The organism is Pseudomonas sp. WS 5146 (genome assembly GCF_012985495.1).
GTDB lineage: Bacteria > Pseudomonadota > Gammaproteobacteria > Pseudomonadales > Pseudomonadaceae > Aquipseudomonas > Aquipseudomonas edaphica.
In genome coordinates, this window is the sequence record NZ_JAAQWL010000013.1 from 20,496 (window position 1) to 37,452 (window position 16,957).

15 protein-coding genes are annotated in these 16,957 nt (G+C 58.6%); 2 read left to right on the top strand and 13 right to left on the bottom strand.

The window, feature by feature from the left end; genetic code table 11:
- Nucleotides 1-2: 2 nt before the first annotated feature.
- From nuoC to HBO41_RS26070, 12 genes are all read right to left on the bottom strand, one after another.
- Nucleotides 3-1,787 carry an NADH-quinone oxidoreductase subunit C/D gene (gene nuoC / locus HBO41_RS26015; RefSeq protein ID WP_017137515.1) on the bottom strand — a complete coding sequence of 595 codons (1,785 nt, stop codon included), beginning with the start codon at nucleotides 1,785-1,787 and terminating at the stop codon, nucleotides 3-5.
- 72 nt (nucleotides 1,788-1,859) lie between these two features.
- Complete coding sequence (locus HBO41_RS26020) at nucleotides 1,860-2,534, bottom strand: NADH-quinone oxidoreductase subunit B family protein (RefSeq protein ID WP_012724951.1); 675 nt, start codon at nucleotides 2,532-2,534, stop codon at nucleotides 1,860-1,862.
- Between the two features lie 10 nt (nucleotides 2,535-2,544).
- A complete protein-coding gene (locus tag HBO41_RS26025; RefSeq protein WP_003219575.1) occupies nucleotides 2,545-2,958 on the bottom strand; it encodes an NADH-quinone oxidoreductase subunit A in 414 nt (137 codons plus the stop codon).
- A 643-nt stretch (nucleotides 2,959-3,601) separates the two neighbouring features.
- A complete protein-coding gene (aceA, locus tag HBO41_RS26030; protein WP_003219577.1) occupies nucleotides 3,602-4,927 on the bottom strand; it encodes an isocitrate lyase in 1,326 nt (441 codons plus the stop codon).
- Nucleotides 4,928-5,422: 495 nt separating this feature from the next.
- Entirely contained in the window at nucleotides 5,423-6,160 is a 738-nt protein-coding gene (locus HBO41_RS26035) for a secretin N-terminal domain-containing protein (protein WP_169988256.1), read from the bottom strand.
- Nucleotides 6,161-6,372: 212 nt separating this feature from the next.
- The gene (locus HBO41_RS26040) at nucleotides 6,373-6,795 is read right to left on the bottom strand and encodes a GNAT family N-acetyltransferase (protein WP_017137513.1); all 423 of its coding nucleotides are present in this window, start codon (nucleotides 6,793-6,795) and stop codon (nucleotides 6,373-6,375) included.
- Complete coding sequence (locus tag HBO41_RS26045) at nucleotides 6,788-7,954, bottom strand: cupin domain-containing protein (RefSeq protein ID WP_017137512.1); 1,167 nt, start codon at nucleotides 7,952-7,954, stop codon at nucleotides 6,788-6,790. Before HBO41_RS26045 ends, HBO41_RS26040 begins: the two co-directional genes overlap by 8 nt.
- Before the next feature lie 85 nt (nucleotides 7,955-8,039).
- Nucleotides 8,040-9,410 carry an adenylosuccinate lyase gene (gene purB, locus HBO41_RS26050; protein WP_017137511.1) on the bottom strand — a complete coding sequence of 457 codons (1,371 nt, stop codon included), beginning with the start codon at nucleotides 9,408-9,410 and terminating at the stop codon, nucleotides 8,040-8,042.
- Between the two features lie 124 nt (nucleotides 9,411-9,534).
- On the bottom strand, nucleotides 9,535-10,158 hold the full coding sequence (gene hflD / locus HBO41_RS26055; protein ID WP_017137510.1) for a high frequency lysogenization protein HflD: 624 nt from the start codon (nucleotides 10,156-10,158) through the stop codon (nucleotides 9,535-9,537).
- Entirely contained in the window at nucleotides 10,155-11,279 is a 1,125-nt protein-coding gene (gene mnmA, locus HBO41_RS26060) for a tRNA 2-thiouridine(34) synthase MnmA (RefSeq protein ID WP_017137509.1), read from the bottom strand. Before mnmA ends, hflD begins: the two co-directional genes overlap by 4 nt.
- A 59-nt stretch (nucleotides 11,280-11,338) precedes the next feature.
- Nucleotides 11,339-11,785: an NUDIX hydrolase gene (locus HBO41_RS26065; RefSeq protein WP_169988258.1), complete on the bottom strand. Its 447-nt coding sequence runs from the start codon at nucleotides 11,783-11,785 to the stop codon at nucleotides 11,339-11,341.
- Between the two features lie 211 nt (nucleotides 11,786-11,996).
- On the bottom strand, nucleotides 11,997-14,222 hold the full coding sequence (locus HBO41_RS26070; RefSeq protein ID WP_169988260.1) for an NADP-dependent isocitrate dehydrogenase: 2,226 nt from the start codon (nucleotides 14,220-14,222) through the stop codon (nucleotides 11,997-11,999).
- Nucleotides 14,223-14,715: 493 nt separating this feature from the next.
- Here HBO41_RS26070 and icd point away from each other — a divergent pair, with 493 nt between their 5' ends.
- The gene (icd, locus tag HBO41_RS26075; RefSeq protein WP_169988262.1) at nucleotides 14,716-15,972 is read left to right on the top strand and encodes an NADP-dependent isocitrate dehydrogenase; all 1,257 of its coding nucleotides are present in this window, start codon (nucleotides 14,716-14,718) and stop codon (nucleotides 15,970-15,972) included.
- Nucleotides 15,973-16,050: 78 nt separating this feature from the next.
- Here icd and HBO41_RS26080 read toward each other — a convergent pair whose 3' ends face one another.
- On the bottom strand, nucleotides 16,051-16,362 hold the full coding sequence (locus HBO41_RS26080; RefSeq protein ID WP_099548040.1) for a cold shock domain-containing protein: 312 nt from the start codon (nucleotides 16,360-16,362) through the stop codon (nucleotides 16,051-16,053).
- Nucleotides 16,363-16,587: 225 nt separating this feature from the next.
- Between HBO41_RS26080 and clpS the strand changes: the two genes are divergently transcribed.
- Entirely contained in the window at nucleotides 16,588-16,956 is a 369-nt protein-coding gene (clpS, locus tag HBO41_RS26085; protein WP_005789091.1) for an ATP-dependent Clp protease adapter ClpS, read from the top strand.
- The last annotated feature ends 1 nt before the right edge of the window (nucleotide 16,957 follow it).

The following is a 16,957-nucleotide window of genomic DNA, read 5'->3' on the forward strand; positions in this document are numbered from 1 at the left end:
GCTTAGCGGTCCACGTCGGCCATAACGAAATCGATACTACCCAGGTACGCAATCAAGTCCGCGACCATCTCGCCTTTGATCACCGAAGGGATCTGCTGCAAGTGGGCAAAGCTTGGGGTACGAATCCGGGTGCGGTAGCTCATGGTGCCGCCATCGCTCGTCAGGTAATAACTGTTGATACCCTTGGTCGCTTCGATCATCTGGAAGGATTCGTTGGCCGGCATCACCGGGCCCCACGAAACTTGCAGGAAGTGCGTGATCAGGGTTTCGATGTGCTGCAGCGTGCGCTCTTTCGGCGGCGGTGTGGTCAGCGGATGATCCGCCTTGTACGGGCCAGCCGGCATGTTGCGCATGCACTGCTCGATGATCTTCAGGCTCTGGCGCATTTCTTCAACGCGCACGATGCACCGGTCGTAGGCATCGCCATTGGCGGCCAGCGGCACTTCGAACTCGAAGTTCTCGTAGCCCGAGTACGGCCGTGCTTTACGCAGGTCGAAGTCGCAGCCGGTCGAACGCAGGCCGGCACCGGTGACGCCCCATTCCAGGGCTTCTTTGGTGTTGTACTGCGCGACGCCGATGGTACGACCCTTGAGGATGCTGTTGTCCAGCGCAGCCTTTTGGTACTCGTCCAGACGCTTGGGCATCCAGTCGATGAATTCCTTGACCAGGCGCTCCCAGCCGTTCGGCAGGTCGTGCGCCACGCCGCCGATGCGATACCAGGCCGGGTGCAGGCGGAAACCGGTAATGGCTTCGATGACCTTGTAGGCGCGCTGACGGTCGGTGAAGGTGAAGAACACCGGGGTCATGGCGCCAACGTCCTGGATATAGGTACCCAGGAACAGCAGGTGGCTGGTGATGCGGAAGAACTCGGCCATCATGATGCGGATGGTGTCGACGCGGTCCGGCACCTTGATACCGGCCAGCTTCTCGACCGACAGCACGTACGGCAGGTTGTTCATCACGCCGCCGAGGTAGTCGATACGGTCGGTGTACGGGATGAAGCTGTGCCAGGACTGGCGCTCGGCCATCTTCTCGGCACCACGGTGGTGGTAGCCGATGTCCGGCACACAGTCGACGATTTCTTCGCCGTCCAGTTGCAGGATGATACGGAAGGCACCGTGAGCCGAAGGGTGGTTCGGGCCCAGGTTGAGGAACATGTAGTCCTCGTTGGTGCCGGAGCGTTTCATGCCCCAGTCTTCCGGACGGAAGCGTGCAGCTTCTTCTTCAAGCTGCTGCTTGGCGAGGTTGAGGCTGAACGGGTCGAATTCGGTTGCGCGGGCAGGGAAGTCCTTGCGCAGCGGGTGACCTTCCCAGGTCGGCGGCATCATGATGCGCGTCAGGTGCGGGTGGCCCGGGAAGTCGATACCGAACATGTCCCAAACTTCGCGCTCGTACCAGCTGGCATTCGGCCAGATACCGGTGACGGTCGGGATGCTCAAGTCGCTTTCGGACAGCGCGACCTTGATCATCACGTCGCTGTTACGTTCCAGCGACATCAAGTGGTAGAACACGGTGAAATCGGCACCGCTCGGCAAACCTTGACGCTTGGTGCGCAGACGCTCGTCCACGCCATGCAGGTCATAAAGCATGACGTACGGCTTGGGCAGGTTGCGCAGGAAGCTCAGGACTTCGACGAGCTTGGCGCGCGCCACCCACAGCACCGGCATACCGGTGCGTGTGGCCTGGGCGGTGAAGGCGTCAGGGCCAAAACGGTTATTGAGTTCGACAACCACATCCTGGTCGTCTGCCTTGTAAGGCGGGATGTACAGAGCACTGCCTGTAGTCATGGTTTTTTATCGCTTTCGGTCAACGTAAAGAATGAAGCCAGGTTTTCGTTCTATAAAAGAAGCGGGGCTGGATCAGACTTCGTCGGGGCTGCGCAGGTTGGTGACTGCGATTCGCTGTTCGCGGCGCTGTTCCTTTTGTGACGGCATCTCGGCGCGATAAACGCCTTGATCACCGACCACCCAGGAAAGCGGACGACGCTCCTTGCCAATCGACTCCTGCAACAGCATCAAGCCTTGCAGAAAAGCTTCAGGGCGGGGCGGGCAGCCTGGCACGTAGACGTCCACGGGCAGGAACTTGTCCACCCCTTGAACGACGGAGTAGATGTCGTACATGCCACCGGAGTTGGCGCACGAACCCATGGAGATAACCCACTTCGGTTCGAGCATTTGCTCGTAGAGACGCTGAATGATCGGCGCCATTTTGATAAAGCAGGTGCCGGCGATAACCATGAAATCCGCCTGGCGCGGTGATGCCCGGATAACTTCGGCGCCAAAGCGCGCGATGTCGTGGGGCGCCGTGAAGGCGGTGGTCATTTCCACGTAGCAGCACGAAAGGCCGAAGTTGTACGGCCACAGGGAGTTTTTACGCCCCCAGTTGACCGCGCCACTCAGCACGTCTTCGAGTTTGCCCATGTAGATGTTTTTGTGGACTTGATCTTCTAACGGATCGGAGACGGTTTCCCGTTCGCCGATAGGGTACTGATCGTTAGGAGCATCCGGGTCGATCCTGGTGAGATTGTATTGCATCGCCAAAGCCTCATTGTTTCAGCTTCGCTTGCCGCTTACGACGAGCTTCCGGAGCCCAGTCAAGGGCGCCCACTCGGAATAGGTAGACAAGGCCTGCCAACAGAATTGCTATGAAAACGAGGGCTTCGACGAATCCGGTCCAGCCGCTTTCGCGGACGGACACAGACCAGGCAAAGAGAAAGAGGGCTTCGATATCGAAGATCACGAACAGCATCGCGACCAGATAGAATTTGGCTGAGAGCCGCAAGCGGGCGCCACCTGTAGGCAGCATGCCGGACTCGAACGGTTCATTTTTGCTGCGGCCCCAGGCTTTTGACCCGAGGAGGCTGGAGACGCCGAGCATGAAGGCACAAAGGCCGACAACACCGAGGAGGAAAATGGCAAAGCCCCAGTTGTGGGCCATGAGTCCTGTCGCTTCGGTCATGCTGGAAATCCTTAACAGAGAGCAAAGGTCTCTGAGCTCGAAAAAGTAACGATGCAGTGACGATATGTCGCACTGCAATCAATCGCGGTGATTTTATGGCTAAACACCGGGCAAGTAAAATTCCTATAGCGAAATTATTCGATGGAATAAGCACATAGTGCACCTTCTTGGGGCTGTAGCCCTTGTGGGGCGGGGATTAGCGGGCATTTAATCAAATGTGTTTTGTTTAAGCGGTAAAGAAGTTTTCATCGGCTAAATGATAATGAATATTGTTTGCGCAGGATTTAAGCGAATGTTTCTCGTGTGGCGCGGGAAGTTGTTGTTACTTGCGTGATTGCTGCTAGTTGCTGGAGGGGATCTTTTAACCGATTTGATTCAGGCAAATAGCGCCCTGGGTCAATGTTTTGCGCAAAACCTTCAGGGTCGACACGGTCGATGTGGGAGCTGGCTTGCCTGCGATAGCGGTGGAACAGTTGAAAAATCTGTCACTGACCCACCGCCATCGCAGGCAAGCCAGCTCCCACAGGTGATGTGTGGTGTTTTCAAGCGGGCAAAAAAAACGCCCCGAACCAGTCGGGGCGTCAGATCAAGCGGCAGTGCGGTTAGGTCTTCCGTGGGGCCGCACTGGCCGTTTACTCGCGACTTAGTGGAACTGCTCTTCTTCGGTCGAGCCGGTCAGCGCGGTCACGGACGAGGTGCCGCCCTGGATCACGGTGGTCATGTCGTCGAAGTAGCCGGTGCCCACTTCCTGCTGGTGCGCCACAAAGGTGTAACCCTTGGCGGCGTCAGCGAACTCTTGCTCCTGCAGTTTCACGTAGGCGGTCATGTCGTTACGGGCATAGTCGTGCGCCAGGTTGAACATGCTGTGCCACATGTTGTGAATGCCAGCCAGGGTGATGAACTGGTGCTTGTAGCCCATGGCCGACAGTTCGCGCTGGAACTTGGCGATGGTCGCGTCGTCCAGGTTCTTCTTCCAGTTGAAAGAAGGCGAGCAGTTGTAGGACAGCAGTTGGTCCGGGTATTCCTTCTTGATCGCTTCGGCGAAACGACGCGCTTCGTCCAGGTCCGGCTTGGCGGTTTCGCACCAGATCAGGTCGGCGTAAGGCGCGTAGGCCAGGCCACGGGCGATCGCCTGGTCGAGACCGGCGCGCACTTTATAGAAGCCTTCCTGGGTGCGTTCGCCGGTTACGAACGGCTGGTCGTACGGGTCGCAGTCGGAGGTTAGCAAGTCTGCCGCGTTGGCGTCGGTACGCGCCAGGATGATGGTCGGCGTGCCAGCAACGTCAGCGGCCAAGCGTGCTGCGGTCAGCTTTTGTACGGCTTCCTGGGTTGGAACCAGTACCTTGCCGCCCATGTGGCCGCATTTTTTCACCGACGCCAGTTGGTCTTCGAAGTGCACGCCGGCAGCGCCTGCCTCGATCATGCTCTTCATCAGTTCGTAGGCGTTGAGTACGCCGCCGAAACCCGCTTCGGCGTCAGCCACGATGGGTGCGAAGTAGTCGATGTAGCCTTCGTCGCCCGGACCTTTACCGGCTTTCCACTGGATCTGGTCGGCGCGGCGGAACGAGTTGTTGATGCGCTTGACCACGGTCGGCACGGAGTCCACCGGGTACAGCGATTGGTCGGGGTACATGGATTCAGCGGAGTTGTTGTCCGCTGCCACTTGCCAGCCGGACAGGTAGATCGCCTGGATACCGGCTTTTACCTGTTGAACTGCCTGGCCGCCAGTGAGGGCGCCCATGCAGTTGACGAAATCTTTTTCGGGGCGGAAGGACGGCTTGGCACCCTGGGTGACCAGCTTCCACAGCTTCTCGGCGCCGAGTTTTGCAAAGGTGTGCTCAGGTTGAACCGAGCCACGCAGGCGGACGACGTCAGCAGCGGAATAAGCGCGGGTTACGCCTTTCCAGCGTGGGTTTTCAGCCCAATCTTTTTCAAGGGCTGCAATTTGCTGTTCGCGTGTCAGTGCCATGGGGAAAAACCTCGTCGCGTCTTGTTTGGAAAAACATCCGTTTTGCCAGCCGTGCATTCAATGCGTGGGCAGGGCTGCTCGCTGACCAGAAGCTTAGGCGGTCAAGTCGGGTTTGGCGGGGAAGGCGACGGGATAAACGCAGTGCGAGAGGGCGAGTTGAGCAGGTAAGGGCAAACTGCGAACAGTCTTCGGGCATCGTGGGCCTTGGTACGATCCATCAGTGTGTAGCCGGGTTACCTGGTTAGCTTCCGTCCCTCGGGACAACTTCGTTCCAGTCGCAACCAACGTCAAACACACCTTGTGGGCGGTACAGACACGAATCGGCTCAGGTGGGTAGCTTAGAGCGGCGATCCGAAGGCCCTTGCCAGGGCCTCTGATTAGCGGGAGCGAGGCCATCATGCACAGGCTTTTTTGGCTCGTCAAATGTTTTGTAGTGCTATTTTTCAGGCACTACATCTTTAGTCTAATGCGACTCGCCAGTCAGTTTTTGGTGCTTTAGTTCAGGGTGTCGACCTTGACCCGCAAAGTCAGGTCATCACGGCCCTGGGTAGAGTAGCTGCGGGTTGTAGAGGATTTATCGGCCTGGGTCTCGCGATTGATACCCGCCAGCGGGATCCATTCGCCCAGGCGGCCACTGACCGTTGTGTCGGTACTTTGAATATTCACTACATCGGGACGTTCCTGGCTCATGCGGTCACGGTTGGTACTGATAGCCAGGTGTACGGTCTCGCCAGTGACACTGGCAGTCACGTAAAAGCCCTGGGTGACGTTGCGGTACTGGGTCTGGTTCTGCGGGCGGCCGTAGGCGTCAGGCTGCGTGGTGGTCAGTGGCACGCTCTGGCCGACCTGAATCAGTGCGGGCACGCCTTCACTGGCCTGGATCTGCTGGATGCCGCCGTCGCGGCTGGCAGTGCCGTAGCTGATGATGCGGGTTTGGCTGTCACCGCTGTTCTGCTGGTTGTGTTCGTTGCTGTCGACGGTGATCAACAGGCGCTTGGCGGGTGTGTCCAGTTGCGTGAGCAGGGCGCGCAGGTCCTGGATCTTGCCGGGGTCCGCTTTAACAATAAGCTGGTTGCCATAGGCGCTGACGGTGCCGTCCTTGCCGATAAAGTTCTGCGCGACGGGCAGCAGGTCGGCGCTGGTGCGGTTGCTCAGATTGACGACTTCGGTGTCGGCCATGGCGCAGGCGCTGGCAGTGAGGAGCAGGGCGGTGAGCAGGGTGCGTAGGGACATGTCCGTTATCTCTGCGAGTCAATTAGGCTTGATAGTGCCAGTTTGTCGGCCTGGCGGGTCGCAAGTTGAATCGTAGACGGCAAAATGCCCTGGCAGGCAGGGCATTTTGGGTGTTGCTGATGGCGCTATCGCAGGCAAGCCAGCTCCCACATTTGGAATGCATTCCCCTGTGGGAGCTGGCTTGCCTGCGATAAGGGCGACTCGATCTCGAATCAGCCCTCGCGCACCATATCAACGTGCGGAATCCCGACTTCAAGGAATTCGTCACTGACGATCTTGAAACCCAGCCGCTCATAAAACGGCGCCGCATACACCTGCGCACTCAGGAACTGCCTGGTCTGGCCACGTTTTTCGGCCTCGCCGATCACCGTTTCCATCAGCTTGTCGCCGACCTTCAGTCCGCGCCAGTCCTTGAGTACCGACACGCGACCAATCTCGCCGCTGGGCAGCAGGCGAGCGGTGCCAATCGGAAAATCGCCTTCGAATGCAAGAAAATGCATTGCGTCGGCGTCATCCGCATCCCATTCCAGCTCTGGTGGAACCGATTGTTCAGCGATAAACACCGCCTCACGAATGCGCCGAATCTCAGCGATATCCTTTTGCCAGTCCGCGACACTTACGTGAATCTTATTCATCGGCAAATCCCAGGCTTCCTTGCTTGACCAGTTCGCACAGCAGGTCACGACCGTCTTCGTCGGCCAGCCAGGTGCCGAGGTTTTCGCTGTGCAGGGCGTCGGCCGAGCAGACCAGTTTCAACAGTTCGCGCAGTTTGCCTGGCAGATAACGGCTCTGGCCGCTGGCAAACAGCAGTACGTCATCGTCCACTTCCGACCACGCCATGCGCGCGCTCGGGTTGCGCACCAGAATCGCGCCGTTTTCCAGGCTGCTGATAAAGTCTTCTTCGCCCAATTCTTCACCGGCGACCAGTTCCGGGTAGCGCGGCTCGGTCATGAACTGGCCGAACCAGGTCAGCAGCATGCGCTCGTCGCTCATGTGCTCGGCCAACAGACCTTTGAGGCGGTCGAGTGCATCCGCCTGAATCTGGTGCGGGTCGCTGACTGGTTGGGCGTCGGCGTCCGTGTAGCGCTCTTCATCGGTCAGGTACTGGCTGAGGAAGTCGGTGAAGTGGGTCAGCACTTCGGCGGCGCTCGGTGCGCGGAAGCCCACCGAATAGGTCATGCAGTCATCTTCGGCGATGCCGAAGTGCGCCAGGCGCGGCGGCAGGTAAAGCATGTCGCCCGGTTCCAGCACCCATTCTTCGCTCTGTTCGAATTCTGCGAGGATGCGCAGGTCGGCGTGCTGCAGCAGCGGGCTTTCGGAATTGCACATCTGGCCGATTTTCCAGTTGCGCTTGCCTTGGGCCTGCAGCAGGAACACGTCGTAGTTGTCGAAGTGCGGGCCAACACTGCCGCCGGGTGCGGCGAAGCTGATCATCACATCGTCGATGCGCCAGCTGGGCAAAAAGCGGAAGTGCCCGAGCAATTCGGCAACTTCGGGTACGAACTGGTCGACTGCCTGCACCAGCAGGGTCCACTCACGCTCTGGCAATGTGCTGAACGCATCTTCGGCGAACGGCCCGCGGCGCAGTTCCCATGGGCGCTCGCCGTGTTCGATTACCAGGCGCGATTCAACTTCTTCTTCCAGGGCCAGGCCGGCCAGTTCGTCGGCGTCGATCGGGCTTTCGAAATCAGGGATGGCCTGACGGATCAGCAGCGGTTTTTTCTGCCAGTAGTCGCGCAGGAATTCGCGTGCCGTGATGCCGCCCAGAAGTTGAAGAGGAATATCAGGATTCATGTGTAACCTATTGAAAAAAAGCGCTTTTAAGACAGGAATAAAAACGCCCGGCGCGGCCGGGCGTCTCAAGAGGGCTTGCGCTAAATCAGATGCGCTTGGCTTGGGCCACCGCATTGCCGATGTAGTTGGCCGGGGTGAGCAATTTCAGCTCGGCCTTGGCGGCGGCTGGCATGTCCAGGCCGTCGATGAAAGTTTGCAGCGCCTCAGGGCTGATGCCCTTGCCGCGCGTCAACTCTTTCAGCTTCTCGTACGGGTTTTCGATGTTGTAGCGGCGCATTACGGTCTGGATCGGCTCGGCCAGCACTTCCCAGCACGCATCCAGGTCAGCGGCGATCTTCTGCGCGTTGAGCTCAAGCTTGCTGATGCCTTTGAGGCTGGCTTCGTAGGCGATCACGCTGTGGGCAAAGCCCACGCCGAGGTTACGCAGTACGGTGGAGTCGGTCAGGTCGCGCTGCCAGCGCGAGATCGGCAACTTGCTGGCCAAGTGCTGGAACAGGGCGTTGGCGATGCCGAGGTTGCCTTCGGAGTTTTCGAAGTCGATTGGGTTGACCTTGTGCGGCATGGTCGACGAACCGATCTCGCCGGCGATGGTGCGCTGCTTGAAGTAGCCCAGGGAGATGTAGCCCCAGATATCGCGATCGAAGTCGATCAGGATGGTGTTGAAGCGCGCAATGGCGTCGAACAGTTCGGCGATGTAGTCGTGCGGTTCGATCTGCGTGGTGTAGGGGTTGAAGCCCAGGCCCAGCTCGTCTTCGATGAAGGCGCGGGCATTTTCTTCCCAGTCGATTTCCGGGTAGGCCGACAGGTGGGCGTTGTAGTTGCCCACGGCGCCGTTGATCTTGCCCAGCAGCGGCACGGCGGCGACTTGAGCGATCTGGCGCTCCAGGCGATACACCACGTTGGCCAGTTCTTTGCCCAAAGTGGTCGGCGAAGCTGGTTGGCCGTGGGTGCGCGACAGCATCGGCACGTCGGCGAAACGGATGGCCAGTTCGCGGATGGCGTCAGCGGTCTGGCGCATCAGCGGCAGCATCACGTCATCACGGCCTTCGCGCAGCATCAGGGCGTGGGACAGGTTGTTGATGTCCTCGCTGGTGCAGGCAAAGTGGATGAACTCGCTGACCTGGGCCAGTTCCGGCAGCTTGGCCGCTTGCTCTTTGAGCAGGTATTCGATGGCTTTAACGTCGTGGTTGGTGGTGCGCTCGATCTCTTTCACACGCTCGGCGTGCTCCAGGGAGAAGTTTTCCGCCAGGGTGTTCAATACAGCGTTGGCTTCGGCGGAAAACGCCGGCACTTCGCTGATGGCAGGGTGAGCGGCCAGGCGCTGGAGCCAGCGCACTTCAACCAGAACGCGAGCACGGATCAGACCGTATTCGCTGAAAATAGGGCGCAGGGCCTGGGTTTTGCCGGCGTAGCGGCCGTCAACAGGGGAAACCGCAGTGAGCGAAGAGAGCTGCATGGGGTGTTCTCGGACAGTCGGGCAACGAAATGGGGCGCGTATCATACATGAAAAAATCCGCCGGTCCGTCGCCAACTGACCGGCGTATTACGCGTGAGGCTATAAAAAAACGGGTCGCTGCGACTTATTCGTTGCGCATCAACGGGTAAAGCTCTTTGAGCAATTTGCGTCGGCTGATCACCAACTGCCAGCGATGACCGCCCAACTGGCGCCACAACCGCGCCGAACGAATGCCGGCCAGGAGCAGGGCGCGGATTTTCGAGGCGTTGTTCGGTTGTTGCAGGTTGCGCATGTCGCCGTGCACCTGGATGCGTTGGCGCAAGGTGCTCAACGTGTCCTGGTACAGCGCGCCACAGGCGGCAATCACGTTTTCGTGGGCCGGGCCGAAGTGCTCCACCTGGGACTGAATCTGCGGCAGGCGTTTGCCGATGGTTTCGAGCAGGTCGTCACGCTTGGCCAGTTGCCGTTCAAGGCCGAGCATCGACAGCGCATAGCGCAACGGCTCACGTTGCAAGGTGCTTGGGTCGCGCTCCAGGGCGCCGATCAGCGCGCGGTAGCCTTCGCGTAGCGCCAGATCATCACCGCCGTAGACTTCCAGTGTGTCCTTGGGGTCGCGAATCAGCAGGCTGCCGAGCATGCAGGTCAGGCCTGCCTCGGTCACCTGGCCGGTCTTGGCAATCTTGTCGACCAGCACCGCGGCGAGGAAAACTCCGCCGAGCGCCGTCAATTGCTCCTGGGTCGGGCTCATGCCGGGTTGCTCCAGGCTTCGGCGACTTCAATCACGCCGCCACCCAGGCAGATTTCACCGTCATAGAACACCACCGATTGGCCGGGCGTGACCGCGCGTTGCGGGTCATCGAACGTGGCGCGGTAGCCGCTGGCGGTTTTTTCCAGGGTGCAGGGCTGGTCGCTTTGGCGATAGCGCACTTTGGCGGTCAGGCGGCGTGGCGTGCTCAGGTCGATCGGGTTGACCCAATAGATTTCCGAGGCCAGCAGCGCGCCCGAGAACAGCAGCGGGTGCTCGTTGCCCTGGCCGACGACCAGCACGTTGTTTTCCAGGTCCTTGACCAGCACGTACCAGGGTTCTTCACCGGCGTCTTTAAGGCCGCCGATGCCCAGCCCCTGACGCTGGCCAATGGTGTGGTACATCAAGCCATGGTGACGGCCGATCACTTCACCGTCGGTGGTTTTGATCTCGCCAGGTTGTGCCGGCAGGTATTGCTTGAGGAAGTCGCTGAAGCGGCGCTCGCCGATAAAGCAGATCCCGGTGGAATCCTTCTTCTTGGCGGTAGCCAGGCCGTGTTTTTCGGCGATCTTGCGCACTTCGGGTTTTTCCAGCTCGCCGACCGGGAACAGGGTCTTGGCGATCTGTTCACCGCCCACGGCGTGCAGGAAGTAGCTCTGGTCCTTGTTCGGGTCCAGGCCTTTGAGCAGTTCGGTACGGCCATCGATATCGCGACGGCGCACGTAATGGCCAGTGGCAATCAGGTCGGCGCCGAGGATCATGGCGTAGTCGAGGAACGCCTTGAACTTGATTTCGCGGTTACACAGGATGTCCGGGTTCGGCGTACGGCCGGCCTTGTATTCGGCCAGGAAGTGCTCGAACACATTGTCCCAGTACTCGGCGGCGAAATTGGCGGTGTGCAGCTTGATGCCGATCTTGTCGCACACGGCCTGGGCGTCGGCCAGGTCGTCCATGGCGGTGCAATATTCCGTTCCATCGTCTTCTTCCCAGTTCTTCATGAACAGGCCTTCCACCTCATAACCCTGCTCCATGAGCAGAACGGCGGAAACGGAAGAATCCACGCCGCCGGACATGCCGACGATGACGCGCTTCTTTTGTGTGTCAGAAGGGGCTGGATCACGCATAGGGTTTCAACGGGTGTCTTGAAAAAGGACGCGATTCTAACAGGCTCACGCCCGCAAGGCTAAAGAGAAGGGCGGATCAATTCGAGGCTATGGCGCTGGCCGGCCAGATAATCATCGATACAGCGGATGATCAGCTCACTGCGCCAGTCGTCGCGCAGGGCCATCAGCTCCTCACGGGTCAGCCAGCGGGCGCGGACGATGCCTTCATCGAGCTGGTAGTCGGGGTGATGTTTCAAGGCCTTGGCGGTAAAACACACGCGCTGATAAGTCACGCCATTGCTGGGAGCGGTGTACAGGTAGATGCCGACAATGCCGGTGGCCTCGACGTCCCAGCCGGTTTCTTCGAGGGTTTCACGCACGGCAGCTTCGGTGAGGGTTTCATGCGGGTCCAGATGGCCGGCCGGCTGGTTGAGCACGGCGCGGCCGCCCTTGAGTTCCTCGACCATCAGGAAGCGGCCGTTGTCTTCGACGAGGGTGGCGACGGTGATGTGGGGTTGCCAGGTCATAGGTGCCTCAATGTGTAGTGACTGAAGAAACTCGTTCAGTGTGGGAGCTGGCTTGCCTGCGATAGCAGTCTGTCAGTTGACCCAGATGCAGCTGAACCACCGCTATCGCAGGCAAGCCAGCTCCCACATTTGATCGGGGTTGTTCAATGAAATCGGGGGCACAAACAGAAACCCCGGCACGGGGCCGGGGCTTCTTTGCATCCTTACAACCTTACTTCAACTTGGCAATGGCCGCGTTGAGGGTGTTGCTTGGGCGCATGGCTTTGCTGGTCAGCTCCGGGTTCGGCGCGTAGTAGCCGCCGATGTCCACTGGCTTGCCCTGTACGGCGTTCAGCTCGGCAACGATGGTTGCCTCGTTGTCGGCCAGGGTTTTGGCCAGTTCGCCAAACTGCGCTTGCAGTGCAGCATCTTCAGTCTGTGCGGCCAGGGCTTGAGCCCAGTACAGCGCCAGGTAGAAGTGGCTGCCGCGGTTGTCGATGTTGCCGACTTTGCGCGATGGCGACTTGTTGTTGTCCAGGAACTGGCCAGTGGCCTGGTCCAGGGTCTTGGACAGCACCAGGGCTTTCGGGTTGTTGTAGGTGACACCCAAATGCTCAAGGGACGCGGCCAGGGCCAGGAACTCGCCCAGGGAATCCCAGCGCAGGAAGTTCTCTTCAACCAGTTGCTGCACGTGCTTTGGAGCCGAACCGCCGGCGCCGGTTTCGAACAGGCCGCCGCCGTTCATCAGCGGCACGATCGACAGCATCTTGGCGCTGGTGCCCAGTTCCATGATCGGGAACAGGTCGGTCAGGTAGTCGCGCAGCACGTTGCCGGTCACCGAGATGGTGTCCAGGCCCTTGCGGGTGCGCTCCAGGGTGAACTTCATCGCGTCGACCGGCGACATGATGCGGATGTCCAGGCCTTCGGTGTTGTGGTCTTTCAGGTAAGCCTGAACTTTCTCGACCACCACGCCATCGTGGGCACGCTTAGGGTCCAGCCAGAAAATGGCCGGGGTGTTGCTGGCGCGAGCACGGTTGACGGCCAGTTTGACCCAGTCCTGGATCGGTGCGTCTTTGGTCTGGCACATGCGGAAGATGTCGCCGGCTTCGACAGCCTGTTCCATCAGCAGGTTGCCCTTGCTGTCGGTGACGCGGACTACGCCGTCAGCCTTGATCTGGAAGGTCTTGTCGTGGGAACCGTACTCTTCGGCTTTCTTGGCCATCAAGCCAACGTTTGGCACGCTGCCCATGGTGGTTGGGTCGAAAGCGCCATTGGCCTTGCAGTCTTCGATGACGGCTTGGTAGATGGTGGCGTAGCAGCGATCCGGGATCACCGCCTTGGTGTCGTGCAATTGGCCGTCGGTGCCCCACATTTTGCCGGAGTCACGGATCATGGCTGGCATCGAGGCGTCGACGATGACGTCGCTCGGCACGTGCAGGTTGGTAATGCCTTTGTCCGAGTTGACCATGGCCAGGGACGGACGAGCGGCGTACACCGCCTGGATGTCGGCTTCGATCTGCGCTTGCTGATCGGCCGGCAGGGCCTTGATGCGGGCGTACAGGTCGCCGATGCCGTTGTTCAGGTTAAAGCCGATCTGCTCCAGCACGACAGCGTGCTTGGCCAGTGCGTCTTTATAGAACTCGGCAACGATCTGGCCGAACATGATCGGGTCGGAGACCTTCATCATGGTGGCTTTCAAGTGGACCGACAGCAGTACGCCTTGTTTCTTGGCGTCTTCGATTTCAGCGGCGATGAAGCTGCGCAGGGCATTCTTGCTCAGCACGGCGGTGTCGATGATCTCGCCAGCCTGCAAGCTGGTTTTTTCTTTCAGGACGGTAGCGGTACCGTCCTTGGCGATCAGTTCGATCTTGACGGCGTCAGCCGCTTCGATCTGTACGGCTTTCTCGCTGCCGTAGAAGTCGCCGTTGCTCATGTGGGCCACGTGGGACTTGGAGTCCGCAGCCCAGGCGCCCATTTTATGCGGGTGCTTGCGCGCGTAGTTCTTGACCGACAGCGGTGCGCGGCGGTCGGAGTTGCCTTCGCGCAGTACCGGGTTCACGGCGCTGCCCTTGACCTTGTCGTAACGTGCGCGGGTTTCTTTTTCCGCGTCGGTGGTTACGGTTTCCGGGTAGTCCGGCAGGGCGTAGCCCTGGGCCTGCAGTTCCTTGATCGCCGCTTGCAGCTGCGGGGTCGAAGCACTGATGTTAGGCAGCTTGATGATGTTGGCTTCAGGCGTAACGGCCAGGTCGCCCAGTTCGGCGAGGTGGTCCGGGATAGCCTTGGTGCCCAGTTGCTCGGGGAAGCTTGCGAGGATGCGCGCGGCCAGGGAAATGTCGCGGGTTTCCACGGCAATATCAGCGGAAGCGGTGAAGGCCTCTACGATAGGCAGCAGTGAATAGGTGGCGAGGGCTGGGGCTTCGTCGGTGAAGGTGTAGATGATCTTCGAGCGGGTGGGCATATTCGGATTAACTCTCTTCTTTGCTGAAAGCGTGCGCAGAAACTCGAGATGCGCCGGGTGGAGCGCGTTCGTTCAAAGTCATCCATGAGCGAAATGTCGAGGTTTCTTCGCGGTGATGTTGGGTTGCATCAGTCGAGCGTCAAGCGGGTGGACTATTGTATTAGTCCTGCTTTGTAGCGGAAGGCTTTGTTCTAGAGCGGTCCGCCGTCGTGACTCTTTGGTCAGCGGCGGCATTATACATAGGTCGCTATGCTTACGCCGAGCCTTCATACAAAAGGTGTGTCGTCCATTGGTCTAAAGGTCGCAGGGTCCAGACTGCGACCAAAGTCGCACGATGTGCTCAAGATTGGCGATTTTGTCTTTGCTTTCAGGCTTGTAGGCGACAAATTATGCTGTTTTCGATGCAAATGAGCATGGCGTGAGGTTTCAGTCGCCATTTATCTGGAGTAGGCTCGAACGCAGCCAGATGTTCAATCCATAGATGGAGTTCAGCATGGGATACAAGAAGATTCAGGTTCCGGCAGTCGGCGACAAAATCACCGTCAATGCAGACCATTCTCTCAATGTTCCTGACCAACCGATCATCCCTTATATAGAAGGCGACGGTATTGGCGTCGACATCAGCCCGGTGATGATCAGGGTGGTCGACGCAGCTGTTGAAAAGGCCTACGGCGGAAAACGCAAAATCTCCTGGATGGAGGTGTATGCCGGCGAGAAGGCGACTCAAGTCTACGACCAGGACACCTGGCTGCCCCAGGAAACCCTGGATGCGGTCAAGGATTACGTGGTTTCCATCAAAGGCCCGCTGACCACGCCGGTTGGCGGCGGCATCCGTTCGCTGAACGTGGCCCTGCGTCAGCAGCTCGATTTATATGTGTGCCTGCGCCCGGTGCGCTGGTTTGAAGGCGTGCCCAGCCCGGTCAAGAAGCCTGGCGACGTCGATATGACCATCTTCCGTGAAAACTCCGAAGACATTTACGCCGGTATCGAGTGGAAGGCCGGTTCGCCGGAAGCCATCAAGGTGATCAAGTTCCTCAAGGAAGAAATGGGCGTTACCAAGATCCGTTTCGACCAGGACTGTGGCATTGGCATCAAGCCGGTTTCCAAGGAAGGCACCGAGCGCCTGGCGCGCAAAGCCCTGCAATATGTAGTGGATAATGATCGTGATTCGCTGACCATTGTGCACAAAGGCAACATCATGAAGTTCACCGAGGGTGCCTTCAAAGAGTGGGCCTACGGTATTGCCGAAAAAGAATTTGGCGCGACCCTGCTCGACGGCGGCCCGTGGATGCAGTTCAAAAACCCGAAGACCGGCAAGAATGTGGTGGTCAAGGACGCGATTGCCGATGCCATGCTCCAGCAGATTCTACTGCGCCCGGCGGAATATGATGTGATCGCCACGCTTAACCTCAACGGTGACTACCTGTCTGACGCGCTGGCGGCGGAAGTGGGTGGTATTGGTATTGCGCCGGGGGCCAATCTCTCCGACACCGTGGCAATGTTCGAGGCCACCCACGGTACTGCGCCTAAATATGCCGGCAAGGATCAGGTCAACCCGGGTTCGCTGATCTTGTCGGCGGAAATGATGCTGCGGCACATGGGCTGGACTGAGGCGGCGGATTTGATCATCAAAGGCACCAATGGCGCGATTTCGGCGAAGACCGTGACCTATGACTTTGAGCGTTTGATGGACGGCGCGAAGCTGGTGTCGTCGTCAGGGTTTGGTGATGCGTTGATTGCGCATATGTAAAGCGCTGCTGTAAAAAAGCCGGCCATTCTGATGACTCAGAATGGCCGGCTTTTTTGTGCCGTATTGCTTAAGGCGTTATCAGGCCGTTTGTTTCTTTTTTGATGGGGTGGCCTGACTTGTCCTGGGCTTTGTTTCGTGCGTTTCGTCGTGGATTGTTCCCGATGTAACTGCGCAGGCTGCACAAATTTCGACGGCGTGCAGCCCTTTCGGCCCTTGAATGATTAAAAACTCCACAGGCTGGCCCGCTTTTAGGGTCTTGTACCCATCCATGGTAATCGCTGAATAATGCGCGAAGAGGTCTTCTCCGGATTTTCCATCTGCGTTGATGAACCCATATCCCTTGGCGTTGTTAAACCATTTGACCTTGCCACTGACCTTGACGCCAGACATAACCATATCCCTCTGCACCAGACTCCATCACTGGAGTATCATCCAGTTTATCCGTCCTAACCCGAATAAATAAGGTTGACTGCGCGGACCTTTTTTACCCACTGTGGGTTCTATTGGTTGTAACACCGTTTCGCCGATAGTCAAGGCGACCAACCGGTCAGTAGTTGAAAATCTGACAGGTCGCCCCCACCACTGTATTTGAACCACTGACGAACCTTTCTTTCCATGCATGCAAACAGCCAGATTCGACTAACATTCAATCAGGATCGCCCGGATCAGGAACACGATGACGACGGTTCTGCAGGCATTGCTGTCCAGGAGGCGAAGCCTGCTCTTCAGGCGCCGCCGATGTACAAGGTGGTTTTGTTTAATGATGACTACACACCGATGGATTTCGTCGTCGAAGTGCTCGAGGTGTTTTTTAACCTGAACCGCGAGCTGGCGACCAAGGTAATGCTGGCCGTTCACACAGAAGGACGGGCAGTATGTGGAGTGTTTACCCGTGACATCGCCGAGACAAAGGCCATGCAGGTCAACCAGTACGCCAGGGAAAGCCAGCATCCGCTACTCTGTGAAATCGAGAAGGACGGTTAAC

Coding starts and splice junctions, on each gene's coding strand:
- HBO41_RS26020 (WP_012724951.1), bottom strand. CDS start 2,534: ATGCAATACAATCTCACCAGGATCGACCCGGATGCTCCTAACGATCAG.
- HBO41_RS26065 (WP_169988258.1), bottom strand. CDS start 11,785: ATGACCTGGCAACCCCACATCACCGTCGCCACCCTCGTCGAAGACAAC.
- HBO41_RS26040 (WP_017137513.1), bottom strand. CDS start 6,795: ATGAATAAGATTCACGTAAGTGTCGCGGACTGGCAAAAGGATATCGCT.
- hflD (WP_017137510.1), bottom strand. CDS start 10,158: ATGAGCCCGACCCAGGAGCAATTGACGGCGCTCGGCGGAGTTTTCCTC.
- HBO41_RS26070 (WP_169988260.1), bottom strand. CDS start 14,222: ATGCCCACCCGCTCGAAGATCATCTACACCTTCACCGACGAAGCCCCA.
- icd (WP_169988262.1), top strand. CDS start 14,716: ATGGGATACAAGAAGATTCAGGTTCCGGCAGTCGGCGACAAAATCACC.
- HBO41_RS26035 (WP_169988256.1), bottom strand. CDS start 6,160: ATGTCCCTACGCACCCTGCTCACCGCCCTGCTCCTCACTGCCAGCGCC.
- mnmA (WP_017137509.1), bottom strand. CDS start 11,279: ATGCGTGATCCAGCCCCTTCTGACACACAAAAGAAGCGCGTCATCGTC.
- purB (WP_017137511.1), bottom strand. CDS start 9,410: ATGCAGCTCTCTTCGCTCACTGCGGTTTCCCCTGTTGACGGCCGCTAC.
- HBO41_RS26080 (WP_099548040.1), bottom strand. CDS start 16,362: ATGTCTGGCGTCAAGGTCAGTGGCAAGGTCAAATGGTTTAACAACGCC.
- HBO41_RS26045 (WP_017137512.1), bottom strand. CDS start 7,954: ATGAATCCTGATATTCCTCTTCAACTTCTGGGCGGCATCACGGCACGC.
- aceA (WP_003219577.1), bottom strand. CDS start 4,927: ATGGCACTGACACGCGAACAGCAAATTGCAGCCCTTGAAAAAGATTGG.
- HBO41_RS26025 (WP_003219575.1), bottom strand. CDS start 2,958: ATGACCGAAGCGACAGGACTCATGGCCCACAACTGGGGCTTTGCCATT.
- clpS (WP_005789091.1), top strand. CDS start 16,588: ATGCATGCAAACAGCCAGATTCGACTAACATTCAATCAGGATCGCCCG.
- nuoC (WP_017137515.1), bottom strand. CDS start 1,787: ATGACTACAGGCAGTGCTCTGTACATCCCGCCTTACAAGGCAGACGAC.